Annotated in this window: 10 protein-coding genes; 6 read left to right on the plus strand and 4 right to left on the minus strand. The window is 69.1% G+C overall.

Annotated features, from left to right (window positions below):
* Window positions 1–97: 97 nt before the first annotated feature.
* From BQ8420_RS22880 to BQ8420_RS22890, 3 genes are all read left to right on the plus strand, one after another.
* On the plus strand, window positions 98–2,554 hold the full coding sequence (locus BQ8420_RS22880; RefSeq protein ID WP_087101212.1) for an AAA family ATPase: 2,457 nt from the start codon (window positions 98–100) through the stop codon (window positions 2,552–2,554).
* 36 nt (window positions 2,555–2,590) lie between these two features.
* Entirely contained in the window at window positions 2,591–3,316 is a 726-nt protein-coding gene (locus tag BQ8420_RS22885; protein WP_087101213.1) for a nucleotidyltransferase family protein, read from the plus strand.
* Between the two features lie 62 nt (window positions 3,317–3,378).
* Window positions 3,379–4,176: a tyrosine-protein phosphatase gene (locus tag BQ8420_RS22890; protein WP_087101254.1), complete on the plus strand. Its 798-nt coding sequence runs from the start codon at window positions 3,379–3,381 to the stop codon at window positions 4,174–4,176.
* Window positions 4,177–4,191: 15 nt separating this feature from the next.
* Here the strand turns inward: BQ8420_RS22890 and BQ8420_RS22895 are convergent, their stop codons facing one another.
* Both BQ8420_RS22895 and BQ8420_RS32885 read right to left on the minus strand, forming a co-directional pair.
* On the minus strand, window positions 4,192–5,745 hold the full coding sequence (locus BQ8420_RS22895; RefSeq protein WP_087101214.1) for a hypothetical protein: 1,554 nt from the start codon (window positions 5,743–5,745) through the stop codon (window positions 4,192–4,194).
* 105 nt (window positions 5,746–5,850) lie between these two features.
* Window positions 5,851–6,129 (minus strand): hypothetical protein, encoded by a 279-nt coding sequence (locus tag BQ8420_RS32885; protein WP_087101215.1) that lies wholly within the window; start codon window positions 6,127–6,129, stop codon window positions 5,851–5,853.
* 558 nt (window positions 6,130–6,687) lie between these two features.
* Between BQ8420_RS32885 and BQ8420_RS22905 the strand changes: the two genes are divergently transcribed.
* Window positions 6,688–8,742, plus strand: a complete 2,055-nt coding sequence (locus BQ8420_RS22905) for a SpoIIE family protein phosphatase (RefSeq protein WP_200816055.1) — start codon at window positions 6,688–6,690, stop codon at window positions 8,740–8,742.
* A 193-nt stretch (window positions 8,743–8,935) separates the two neighbouring features.
* Window positions 8,936–10,573 carry an RNA polymerase sigma factor gene (locus tag BQ8420_RS22910; protein ID WP_087101216.1) on the plus strand — a complete coding sequence of 546 codons (1,638 nt, stop codon included), beginning with the start codon at window positions 8,936–8,938 and terminating at the stop codon, window positions 10,571–10,573.
* Window positions 10,574–10,847: 274 nt separating this feature from the next.
* On the opposite strand, the gene yaaA is transcribed toward BQ8420_RS22910, so the two are convergent.
* Window positions 10,848–11,642, minus strand: coding sequence for a peroxide stress protein YaaA (yaaA, locus tag BQ8420_RS22915; RefSeq protein WP_087101217.1), 795 nt, complete (start codon window positions 11,640–11,642; stop codon window positions 10,848–10,850).
* 113 nt (window positions 11,643–11,755) lie between these two features.
* Here yaaA and BQ8420_RS22920 point away from each other — a divergent pair, with 113 nt between their 5' ends.
* Window positions 11,756–12,448, plus strand: a complete 693-nt coding sequence (locus tag BQ8420_RS22920) for a GNAT family N-acetyltransferase (RefSeq protein WP_200816056.1) — start codon at window positions 11,756–11,758, stop codon at window positions 12,446–12,448.
* A gap of 65 nt (window positions 12,449–12,513) precedes the next feature.
* Here BQ8420_RS22920 and BQ8420_RS22925 read toward each other — a convergent pair whose 3' ends face one another.
* Window positions 12,514–12,741 (minus strand): hypothetical protein, encoded by a 228-nt coding sequence (locus tag BQ8420_RS22925; protein ID WP_067603379.1) that lies wholly within the window; start codon window positions 12,739–12,741, stop codon window positions 12,514–12,516.
* Between the last annotated feature and the right edge of the window lie 138 nt (window positions 12,742–12,879).

The raw sequence follows: 12,879 nt of genomic DNA on the forward strand, positions 1-12,879 counted from the left end.
GGACATCCGACCCCCGATGGGGCAAGGCTGTTCCTTGCCCACACCCTCGGCCCGCCCCCGGGCCGCCCAGGCGACCCCCACGCAGGAAGGGGCATGGATGACGCGGGAGACGAGCCCCGCCGCGACGCGGGCGGCGCCCCCCTCGGGGTTGGAGCGCCTACGCGCGGCCTATCACCGTGTCCCCTTGGGCCGCCGTCTCGTGGCGGCACTGGTCCTGGTCACGGTGGTCGTGATCCTCGCCTTCGTGCTGAGCCTGCCGGTGTTCCCGGTCCTGCTCGGTACGATCCTGGCCCTCATCGCCTTCAACGCCTTGATGAAGTCCCTCGACGCGTTCCTCACCGTGCTGGTCGGCGTGGTGTGGCTGGCCATCGCCGTGCCCCTGTTCCAGATCCCCCTGCTGGGCAGACCCGTCGGCCTGCTCGTCCTTCCCCTGCCCCTTTTGGTGACCCTGGCCGCGGGGCGCGCTCGGGAATTCCCCGTCTGGCACACGTCTCTGCTGTCGCTCACCGCCGGGCTCATCGTCGGATTCTCCGTGGCCCTGCTCGGGATGGTCATCGAACCCTTCCCCGGCGGAGCCGGGATCGCCGCGCTCTACGTCGCGGCGGGCGCCTGCCTGCTGTGGCGACTACTCGCCTCCAAACAGGTCATCAAGGAGAGTCGCGAGAACGAACGCAAACGAAGCGGAAGCGGTGCCCGACCCAAGGCCGCCGGGTCCGGTAGAACGGCCGCCCAGGCCCCCTCGCTGCGCGGCCGGGCCTCGGACGCTCCCGAGCGTGGCGCCGCCAAGGGCGACGACGGGGAGGACACGGAACCCGTTCCGGTCGACCAAGCGCTGGCCGAACTCGAAGACATGATCGGCCTGGACCCCGTCAAACAGCAGGTGCGGGGGTTGGCCGCCTCCATCGAGGCCGCCCGGCTGCGCGCCGACGCCGGGCTGACCGTCGAGCGCCCCCTGCGCCACCTGGTCTTCTCCGGGCCGCCCGGTACCGGCAAGACCAGCGTCGCCCGTACCCTCGCCACCATCTTCCACTCCTTCGGGCTGTTGCCCACCTCCCGTGTGGTGGAGGCCCAGCGCGCCGACCTGGTCGGCGAGTACCTCGGTGCGACCGCGATCAAGACCAACGAGCTCATCGACAGCGCCATGGGCGGGGTGCTCTTCATCGACGAGGCCTATTCGCTGGTCAACGAAGGAGACGGCCAGTCCGACCGGTTCGGCAACGAGGCGGTCCAGACACTCCTCAAGCGCGCGGAGGACGATCGGGACGGGTTGGTCATCGTGCTCGCCGGCTACGACAAGGAGATGGACGCGTTCTTGGCCTCCAACCCGGGTCTGGCCTCGCGCTTCGCCACCCGCATCACCTTCCCCGGCTACAGCGCCGACGAACTGTTCCGCATCTCCGAGCGCCTCGTCGCCGCCCGCGGCGACTCCCTGGACGCCGACGCCGCCCGCACCCTGCGTCGCCGCTACGACCAGGCCGTCCAACGCCAGGCGGTGGACGAGCTCGGCAACGGCCGCTTCGCACGCTCCCTGGTGGAGAAGAGCTGCCAGGCGCGGGACGTGCGTGTGGTCACCTCGGGGGTGGGCGGCGACGAACCGGCGCCCCGACGACCCAGCGCCGACGACCTGGTCACCGTGCGCTCGGCCGATGTCGAGGCCGCCTACACCGAACTCACCTCCCGCCTGCCCGGCTTCGGTGAGGCGCCCGGCCTGGAGGAGGCCATGGCCGAACTCGACGGCATGATCGGTCTGGAGCCGGTCAAGGAACAGGTGCGTTCCCTGGTCGCCCAGCTCCGGGTGGCCCGCCTGCGCGAGGAGCAGGGCCTGCCGCACCAGCCGCCGCTGCGTCACCTGGTCTTCACCGGCCCGCCCGGCACCGGCAAGACCACGGTGGCGCGCGTGCTGGGGCGGGTCTTCGCCGCGTTGGGGATGCTCGGTCGCGCCGAGGTCGTGGAGGCCCAGCGCGCCGACCTGGTGGGGGAGCACCTGGGTGCCACGGCGGTCAAGACCAACCGGCTCATCGACCGGGCCCTGGGCGGCGTGCTGTTCGTCGACGAGGCCTATTCGCTCGTCAACCCCGGGTACAGCGGCGGCGACGCGTTCGGTGCCGAGGCCATCCAGACCCTGCTCAAGCGTGCCGAGGACGACCGTGACCGTCTCGTGGTGGTGTTGGCGGGCTACACCGGCGAGATGGATCGTTTCCTGGTCTCCAACGCGGGGTTGGCCTCCCGGTTCAACGTGCGGGTGCGGTTCCCCTCGTACTCGGCGGACGAACTCTCGGAGATCGCCGACACCGTGGCCGCGCGCACCGGAGACGTCTTCGACGACACCGCCCGCGAGGACCTGCACAGCATCTTCACGCACGTGTGCGAGGCGGGTTGGATCGACGAGCTGGGCAACGGTCGTTTCGCCCGCTCCCTGTACGAGGGGGCCTGTTCCCACCGGGACCTGCGGGTCTCCCAGGAGCTGGGGGAGTCGGCCACCGCCACCGAGCTGACCGTGATCACCAGCGACGACGTGCGCAGGGCCTACTCCGACGCCACCCAACAGAGCTGAGGAACCGCTGGAACGGCGGCTGCTACTGTCCAGTACATGACCGCCTCATCTGCATCCAGCGAAACCCCCGTCACGCAGGCACTGATCCTCGCCGGCGGACAGGCCACCCGGTTGCGGCCCTACACCGACACCCGCCCCAAGGCGATGGTGGAGGTGGCCGGACGGCCCATCATCGACTACCAACTCGAATGGTTGGCCTCGCACGGTGTCGAGCAGGTCGTCGTGTCCTGCGGCTACAAGGCCGAGGTCCTGCGCGAGCACCTGGAGGCCCGAACCGAGGGCCCCGAGATCACCCTCCTGGTGGAGGACGAGCCGCTCGGCCGCGGGGGCGCCCTGCGCTACGCCGCCGGCGGACTGCGCGACCCCGAGGCCCCCTACTTCGCCCTGAACGGAGACGTCCTCACCTGGTTCCCGTTGGACGAACTGGTGCGCCGGCACCGGGCCAAGGGCGGTCTCGCCACCCTGGCCCTGTCGCAGTTCCGTACCACCTGGGGCATCGTCGACGTCGACGACCAGGACCGCGTCGAGGGGTTCACCCAGAGCCCGCTGCTGCCGGTCTGGATCAACGCGGGCGTGTACCTGTTCGAACCCGGCATCACCTCGCTGTTGCCGGCCAAGGGCGACCACGAGTCCTCGACCTTTCCCGAGTTGGCGGAGGCCGGGAAGCTCACGGCCTACCGCATCGACGGGTTCTGGCGTGGTGTGGACACCGCCAAGGACGTCAAGGAGGCCGGTACCGAGATCGAGGCCATGCGCGGCTGAGATCCCGCGAGCGACCGGCATCCGTCCGGTCGTCGTACCCCGTGCGGTGGGGCGCCGGGGAGGTGGGTATCGTCACGGTCGTGACGAACGACGGTTTCCTCCTCCCCAGTGCCCCCAACTTCCGTGACCTCGGCGGCCACCGCACGAAGGAAGGCCGCACCGTGCGCGATGGGTTGTTGTACCGCTCCGACGCGCTGCACACCCTCACCGAGCAGGAGCGGACCACCTACGACGGCTTCGGTATCCGCCAGCTCATCGACCTGCGCAGTTCCCACGAACGCGACCGGCTCCCCGACCTGATCCCGGACGGCGCCGAGTACACGGCGATCGGCGTGCAGAGGACCGAGTCGGCCGGTGCCAATTTCATCGACCTGTTCGGTGACCCCGAGCAGGCCCGTATCGCCTTCGGCGATGGCGCCGCCGAAAAGTACATGTACGAGGTCTACCGCGGGCTGGTCACCGACACCGAGGCCTTGGACGGCTACCGCGACCTGGTGGAACGCGCCGCCAAGGGGCCGACCTCGCTGGTCTTCCACTGCAGCGCCGGTAAGGACCGCACCGGCTGGGGCGCGGCCGTGCTGCTCACCATCCTGGGTGTGGACCGCGAGGTCGTCGTCGCCGACTACGTGGTCAGCAACGACCGCCAGGAGGCCACCGATCACTGGATGCGCCTGTTGTCCCAGGAAAGCGGCCTTCCGTGGGAGGACATCCAGCCGATGACCCGGGTCAAGCCGGACTACCTGAACAGCGCGTTCGCCCTCGTCGACCAGGAGTACGGGTCCTTCGACGCCTACGTCGCGGGCGGCCTCAAGCTCACCGGAGCGACGATCGAGAGCCTCAAGGCCCGCATGCTCGCCTGATCGACGCCGGCCCGGTCACAGGGCGTCGAGGCGGCGGCGGAGATCGTTCTCGCCGGTGGCGCCGAACAGGGCCTCGATCAGGTGGGCGAGCACGGTGGGACGGTCCAGACCGCGGTCGAGCAACCTGCGGGCGGCGACCCAGAGGTCGGCGGGACGGCCGTCCCACAGGCGCTTGGCGAGACGCTCGTGGCGGTCCAGCTCCTTCTCGCGTTCGGGGTCGGTGCCCTGTACGGGCCGGTACCAGTGGTCCTGCCCGGTGGAGTGGTGGCGGCCGCTGTGCGGGGCCTCCTCGTACTCGCCGAAGTGGTCCAGGCGCAGCAGGGCGCGCCGGCCACGGGAAGTCGACGGATCGAACTCGTCGGGGGCGTCGGTGATCAATTCACTGGCCAACAGGGGGAACGCGAACATGCGGCGGGCCAGCGACCTGAAGTCGCCGTCGGGCAACAACCGGCGCACCGCCCCCTGACGCAGCCCGAGGGGACGGGCGGGGTCACGGTAGATGCGGGCGAACTCCGCGGTGGTCTCCCACACGGTGTCCATGGTGGCGCCCACGGCGACGTCGGGCAGGCCGTTCTGCGCCCCGGCCCAACGCACCCAGGCGGCGAGCACGTGCGGCATCGCCTCCTGTTCCTCGGGCAGCAGCACCACCCGACCGGGCAGCCAGTGCAGCAGGAACGACTCGACCTTGCGGGGGCTGACGCGCAGCGGACGTCCGGAGTCGACGTCGCAGCCGTACGTGATGATGTGGTCCGCGCACCGGCTGGCGGCGTAGGAGTCGGACAGCTCGGCGGCCTCGTCCGAGGCGAGGAAGCGGGCCGCCAGGACCGCGCGGCGGTCACGCCGCCACATCGGCTGGTGGGCCTTGCCCTGGGGCAGTCGCTTGACGCGGGAGGCCGCCAACGCGAAGTGGGCGGCCAGCGACCCACCGGTGAGATCGGAGGCCGACACCCCGACAGGGTTGTCGAGTTCCCCGGTCACCACGCCCTCGGTCCGTTCCAGCGCGCGCAGCAGGAGCGCCCGGGCCTGGGGCAGGGTCGATTCCTCGAACCGGGCGAAGCCATCGGCACGTGCACGTTCACGGCACTGCTCCAGGAGCAGCTCCACCTTGGTGGTCACCCACGCGTCGCGCAGCAGGCCGCCGCTGTTGTGGTCCAGCACGAGGATGAGCGCGTGCTCGGGTTCTTCGGAGTCGCGACCGTACACGCACACCACGTCGTCGGTGTCGCCGAAACGGTCGCCGTTGACGTAGGCGGCCAAGGGGGTGACCTCGCCCAGCTGGGTCGCCCAGGCGGGCGCGCTCAGACCCCGCTCGCGCAGCGCGATCATGCCCTGTTCGGCGAGTTCGCGTTGGGTGGCCGAGGTGCCCAGCGCGGTGATCGCGGCGAGCACGCCCAGACCGGCGGGTTTTCCGGAGGCCGTGGCATGGGTGATGAGGCCCTCGCCGAGTAGCCGTTCCACGTCCACTCCGGGGACCCGTTGACCCCACCAAGAGCCCAGGAGTTCGCTGAAGGACAGTTCGGCGTCCAGCGGGTGGCGCATGGCGAGCAGCGCTCTGGCCGCGCGCAGCATTTCCTCGAACGCTGCGACGGGAACGTCGGGTCCTGTGGGTGGGGGCGTAGCGGAGGGCACGCTCCGAGCGTATGCCGGCCGGCGGCCGGAGGTGCCCTCGTCGGGTCAGCGCGGTTCGGGGACCGCGCGGTGACCGGTGAACAGTGTGGTTCCCGAGAGCCGCGTCGGCTTTCGGGAGGGCGGTACGGAGTTCACCATTGCCTCGAGATGCTCGCGGGCGACCCGCTCGACGAGGTGTGGTGTGACCGTGATGCCCAGGTGTTCGGCACAGTTCCAGGTGTCGCTGACGCAGCGTTCCACGCAACGGTGGGACAACGCGCTGAACTCGTCATGAAGCCTTGCCGAGATCCGACTGAGATCCTGGACCGGGAAGGTCTGGAGCATTCTTGCTCACACCCCTAGCTGAAGATGGTCTGGACGGTGACCTTCACCTATTCCACTTGTTCTGAAGCGACTGTCAACCTCTCGCGCGGCACGCTGTTGATAAAACCTCGGGGAGGTACCGTTTACCCGAGCCCCGTCATCCCGCATGCCAACGCTGCGAAATGGACTTTTCGGACATATGACGATCCTGTTTCGGCGAGTTCGTCGCAAACCGGCCATCGTCTGGAATTATGGGAGAACACGCCCGCAAAACCCCCGGTCGGCTGTGGGCACGGCGTCCGGTGGCCTACTATTTACCTTCCGTGTACAACCGTGTCCCCCGAAACCACAGACGTTGCGCGCGGAGGGCCGTGTCTTATGCTTGAACCGTGACAGCGGCCGAGAGGAGTCATTGAGCGTGACTCCTGGGAGCCGCGGAGTCCCCCGAACGGAAACGACGCCGCGCACCCCGCGCCATGACGTCGTCGGACACGGGTGGCGGGCACGGTGCGCAGGGGACCACGCGGTCCGAAAACAGCCCCGGCTGGGGATTCCGATGGTTCCGGAGGTGTCGAGTAGTTGAGCGCCGAGACGTCCATTCCCCCTCCCCGGATCAACGTGTCGGAACTGCCGGACGCGGTGCAGACCCTGCTCACCGACGCCCCCATCGGATTCGCTCTACTCGGTCCCGACGACGTCTTCGGATCGATCAATCCGCGTATGGCCGCCGTCTTCGGCAGTACCCCCGAACGCTGCCTGGGACGTACCCCGGGTCAGGTCCTGGAAGAGGGCGGCGACACCTCCGGCGCTGCCGCTCAGACCACGTCCCTGGCGTCGGTGCGCGAGAGCGGCCAGGCCGTGCGCGGCCGTCACCGCACCACCGAAGGGCACTCCTGGGACCTCACCTGGTTCCCGGTCAACGACCCGACCGGCGGTGACGAACACGTCGCGCTCATCGCCGCCCGTGACCACGAGGACGCCGCGCACCGAGGCGAACAGCGCCTGCGCGCCCTGCTCCAGGCCGGAAACCAGATCATCTGGTCGACGGGCCCCGGCGGCGAGATCCACGAGGACTGCCCCCAGTGGCGCACCCTCACCGGGCAGGACCTGGAGTCCTACCTCGTCCACGGCTGGCTGGGCTCCGTCCATCCCGACGACCGCCCCCGCGTCGAACGTGCCTGGGACGACGCCGTCCTGGACGTCACCCCCTTCGACGCCATGTTCCGCGTTCGCACGCGTTCGGGTGGTTACGACCACTACCGCGCGCGGGCGAACCCCGTCATGAACGGCGCCGAGACCGCCGAGTGGGTCGGCACCCTGGTCGACATCACCACCGAACGCGAGGCCGACGAGCTACGTCAACGGCTCAACCAGCAGCTCAGCGAGGCCGCCATGCGCACCGCCCGGCTGCAGAAGGCCACCTCCGACCTGGCCGAGGCGCTCACCGCCGAGGAGGTCGTCCAGGCCATGTCCGAGATCGGTCGCTCCGGGGTGGGCGCCGGCCACACCTCACTGGCCCTGTTCGACCGGGACCGACTGCGTCTGCGCATGCTCTCCGCGGACGGCTCCCGGGGGCTGCCGCGCAACGGGTTCTCCCTGGACTACCCCGACGTCGCGTCGCTGGCCGTGGCCGACCGCCTGCCTCGGCTGGCCGCCGGCCCCGCCGAACTGCGCGCACTCTTCGACGACGCATCCGAGGTCGAGGGCCTTTTGGAGCGCACCGACGAGCGCGCCTGGGTGGCACTGCCGATGATGGCCGCGGGCCGTCCCATCGGCGCCCTGCGTTTCTCCTTCACGTCCCCGCGCGAGGTCCCCGACGAGGAACGCGTGTTCCTGGAGGCGCTCGCCGGGCAGTGCGCCCTGGCCATCGGCCGGGCCATCGTCTACGAACGCGAACACGGCACCGCCGAGGAGCTCCAGCGCAGTCTGCTGCCGGAGGAGTTGCCCGAGGTGCGCGGCGTGCGCCTGGCCGCCTACTACCGGTCGGGCTCCCAACACGTGCAGGTCGGCGGCGACTGGTACGACGCCTTCCCGCTGCCCGACGGCCGTGTCGCCGGGGTCCTCGGCGACGTCATGGGCAAGGGCATTCCGGCGGCCGCGGGAATGAGCCGGATCCGCAACGCGTTGCGCGCACTGGCCTTCTCCATGCCCGAACCGGCCGACGTGCTGACCGGGCTCGACCGCATGTTCTCGGCCACGGAGGGAATGGATCAGGTGACAACCCTGGTGTATTTCGTCCTGGACCCGGTGACCGGCCAGCTCGACCTCAGCAACGCGGGACACCTTCCACCGCTGGTGGTCGCCGGTAACGCCGGGCCCTCGCTGCTCGACACCGAGCCCGACACACCGCTCGGGGTCAGCTCACCGAGGGGCCACCACAAATTCTTCGTACAACCCGGTAACACCGTCGCCCTCTACTCCGATGGACTGATTGAGAACCGCAAACGATCGGTCGACGCGGGACTCGACGAGCTGGTCCAGAAGGCGGCTGAGGCCCGGCCCGATGTGGTGGGCGATCCACAGCAGATGCTGGAGTACCTTGTTGAGAGCATGCTCGAAGGGTATGAGCAGGACGATGATGTCACTCTGCTCGCCGTTCAGCTTCCGGTGATCGATTCGGTGTCAGAGCGGTAGACCGTACGAACAAGTCCATTGCTTTGCTTACAGTGAAGAAGCCGCCGCGCCCCATGAAGCGGGGGTGATCCCGGCTTCCCGTCCAGTGGGGACGATCCCTGGCCGCAGGTGGGAGAGGGTGCAGTGCCCGGTCCCGGCCATCCGGACCACCGGGTCCGACGAATCTCGCCACACGTCCGTTCGAGAGGTGTTTGTGTCATCTGCCAGTTCGACTCGCTCGAAGCAGTCCGAGTCACTGCAAGAGCCCGTCATTCAGCAGCTGATCGAGCGTGGGCGGTCCCAGGGCTTCCTTGAGCCCGAGGACGTGCGCCGTGCCTTCGAAGAGGCCGAAATCCCGATGTCGCAGGCGCAATCGGTGCTCCGCAGCCTCGCAAAGGAGGGCGTGACCGTTCTGGTTCCGGAATCGGCCTCCTCCCGGCGCAAGACCACGCGGCGCAAGACCACCACGTCTCGGTCCAGTAGCACCACCACCACCCGCTCGACCACCAAGCCCGCGCGGGCCGCGGCGGCCGCTCAGGAGCAGCCGGAGACGGTCACCGCCGTCGTCGACTCCGCCGAGGGCGACGCCGAGAAGAAGCCCGCGGCCAAGAAGGCCACCGCGAAGAAGGCGGCCGCCCCCAAGAAGGCGACCACCAAGAAGACCGCGACGGCCAAGAAGGCGGCGACCAAGAAGTCCACCAAGAAGGACCTGGAGCTGGCACCGGACACCGGTGAGGCCTCCGATGAGGGTCTGGACGACGACCTCGAACACACCGGCGCCGAGCTGGAGCTGGTCGAGGACACCTCCGACAGCGAGTCCGCCAAGCCGGCCAAGCCGGAGACGGTCGGCGCCCCGGTCAAGCCGAAGAAGGACGACGACTCCTTCGTTCTCTACGACGATGACGACGACGCCCCCGCCGCTCAGGTGGTCGCGGCCGGTGCCACCGCGGACCCGGTCAAGGACTACCTGAAGCAGATCGGTAAGGTGCCGCTGCTCAACGCCGAGCAGGAGGTCGAGCTCGCCAAGCGCATCGAGGCCGGCCTGTTCGCCGACGAGAAGCTCTCCGAGGAGGACGACGTCCTCACCTTCGAGCTCCGTGACGAGCTGGAGTGGATCTCCGAGGACGGTGGCCGCGCCAAGAAGCACCTGCTGGAGGCGAACCTGCGTCTGGTCGTCTCCCTGGCCAAGCGCTACACCGGTCGCGGCATGCTGTTCCTGGACCTGATCCAGGAGGGCAACCTCGGTCTGATCCGCGCGGTGGAGAAGTTCGACTACACCAAGGGCTTCAAGTTCTCCACGTACGCCACGTGGTGGATCCGGCAGGCGATCACCCGCGCGATGGCCGACCAGGCCCGCACCATCCGTATCCCGGTGCACATGGTCGAGGTCATCAACAAGCTGGCCCGCGTGCAGCGGCAGATGCTCCAGGACCTGGGCCGCGAGCCCACCCCGGAGGAGCTGGCCAAGGAACTCGACATGACCCCGGAGAAGGTCGTCGAGGTGCAGAAGTACGGCCGCGAGCCGATCTCCCTGCACACCCCGCTGGGCGAGGACGGCGACAGCGAGTTCGGTGACCTCATCGAGGACTCCGAGGCGATCCAGCCGGGCGAGGCGGTCAGCTTCACCCTGCTTCAGGAGCAGCTGCACTCGGTGCTGGACACCCTCTCCGAGCGCGAGGCCGGCGTGGTCTCCATGCGCTTCGGTCTCACCGACGGTCAGCCCAAGACTTTAGACGAGATCGGCAAGGTCTACGGGGTCACCCGTGAGCGCATCCGGCAGATCGAGAGCAAGACGATGTCGAAGCTCCGTCACCCGTCGCGTTCGCAGGTGCTCCGCGATTACCTGGACTAATCAGTCGGCCCAGGACCGGACCACAGCCGTGGACTGAAAAGCGAAGGCGCGCCCTCCCGCGGGAAGGCGCGCCTGTCGTTTTCTCCTGCCCGGCCCGCTCACGGGCGTGTGGCGACCCCCGCGTGTCCCTCGCGTAGCACCGGGCTGTTCATCCCCCGCACGGAGTCCGAACTCCATCCGATGGGACCCATGCTGCCCCACGTACTGTAGGTGCGGCATAAAGTCCAACTGGTCCGTTTTCGTGCGCGCTTCGGTCTGTCCGAAGCGCACACCACTAATCCCGGACCACCACGTCCATCGTGCGTGCGGTGCCGGGTTTGCCGGCGGGGCGGAGCTCGACGGTGTGGCCGAGGTCGCGCAGCGCCGCCGTCAGTTCCTCGGGGGTCCGGGCCTCGACGTTCTCGGTGACCAGAACACGGGCGATGTCCCCGCGGGTGGCCTTGGCCATGTGGCTGACCACCGAACGCCTCACCTGGCCGTCCACCTCGCGCTCGCGCAGGACCCGCACGGCCACGGTGCGTTCGGCGGCCTCGCCGGTCGGCTTGAAGGCCGCGGCATAGGACGCGGATCGGCAGTCCACCAGCAGACGACCCTCGGCGAGTTCGCCCAGCGGGCCGGTGAGCGCCTTGCGCCAGTAGGCGCCCAGACCGCCCGTCGACGGCAGCTTCACACCCATGGAGAGCCGGTAGGGCGGCAGGTGGTCGTCCGGTCCGACCACGCCCCACAGTCCGGAGAACACCAGGATCCGCTCGCGTACGCGGTCGACGTGGTCGGTGAGCGACCTGGGCAACCCCAGACGGTCGTAGAGCACGCCCGTGTACAGGTCCGCGGCGCGCAGAGTGGGCGCGGTGGCCAGGTCCAGGTTGCGCTTGAGCGCGTCGGTCTGGGAAACGGACAGGCCCAGCACCTCGCGGGCGGTGTCCTCGGGACCGGCGCACAGTTCGGTGAGCGCCGCCATGACCCGTTCCCGGTCCGCGGCCAGTCCGGGCAGGGTCAGCGCGCCGAGGTCCAGGCGCGGACCGTCACCGGAGGTGGCCTTGCCCTCGGAGGGCGGGAGCAGGATGAGCATGGATGTTTCTCTTCTCCGGATCGTCGATGTCGGGGGAACCCGGGCCCATGTTAGATCGTGCTTCATGGCCGGTGGATAGGATCTGGCGCTCAGCGACCGGTGAGGAAACGAACATGCACGCTTGGGCGGCACGGGTGTCCAGGGACTGGCCCCCGTTCGAGGTCGAGACCCGTGATGGTTGGCGGTTCGGGGTGGCCGACGGCGTCACCAAACGGGCCAACTGCGCGTTGGTGGAGGACCTCGACGCGGATGTGGCGGAGGTCACCGCGTTCTATCGGGAGCGAGGGCTGCGCCCCTGTGTCCAGGTGTGGCCGGGGCAGGAGGGCGTGGACGAGCGGCTCGCCGAACACGGTTACGCGACCGTGGAACCCAGCCTGGTTCTGGCCCGGGAGCTCGATGAGCGGCCCGAAGGCCTCGGAAGCACGCGGATCACGGACCGTCCTACGGAGAGTTGGACGGGGCCGGCCACCGGGAGCGACTCCGACCCGGCGATGGTCGGCGGTGTGGTGCGGATCCTGAGCCGGGTGACGGCGGCCTACGGCGTCCACGAGAGCGGGAACGGCCGCGGATGCGCGGTGCTGGACGGGGATTCCGTGGCGATCTGCGCGATGGTCACCGCCCGGGAGGCCCGAGGGCGGGGCGTGGCCAGGGCGGTCCTAGGGGACCTGCTCGGCTGGGCGCACGACAAGGGCGCTCGGAACGCCTACCTGTGCGTGGTGGCCGACAACGGGCCTGCGCTGAGCTTGTACCGGGCCGCCGGTTTCACCGAGGTCTCCCGGTACCACAACCGGGTGCTCACCGGCTGAGGGCCCATGAACGACGACGGCGGCCCCCTCGGGGGCCGCCGTCATCGCAATCATGCTCGTTGTGGCTAACGCTCATCCCCGCCGCTGTTCTCGCTCTCGGTGAGCTTGCTCGTCTCGTCCTGGATGTCCGAGGCGATCTTGCGGATCGAGTCGTCGTGCTTGCGCATGTGGTGCGCACAGAACAGAAGTTCACCGCCGGAGTTCAGTAGTACCCGGACGTAGGCCTGTGCACCACAGCGGTCGCAACGGTCGGCAGCCGTCAGCGGCTGAGTGGGGGCAAGGGTTCCAGTCACTTCGCCATCCTCAATACTCGGCGTTAGTCACCTCTGACAACATTTAACCCGACCCAGACGTTCCCAACCCGACCCCGTGTACGCCGACAGCGGAATCCGCCCGGTTCGTGTCTGGAAGATGCAGGTTGGGGCCTTTCT

The organism is Nocardiopsis sp. JB363 (assembly GCF_900143625.1).
In the GTDB taxonomy this organism is placed as follows: domain Bacteria; phylum Actinomycetota; class Actinomycetes; order Streptosporangiales; family Streptosporangiaceae; genus Nocardiopsis.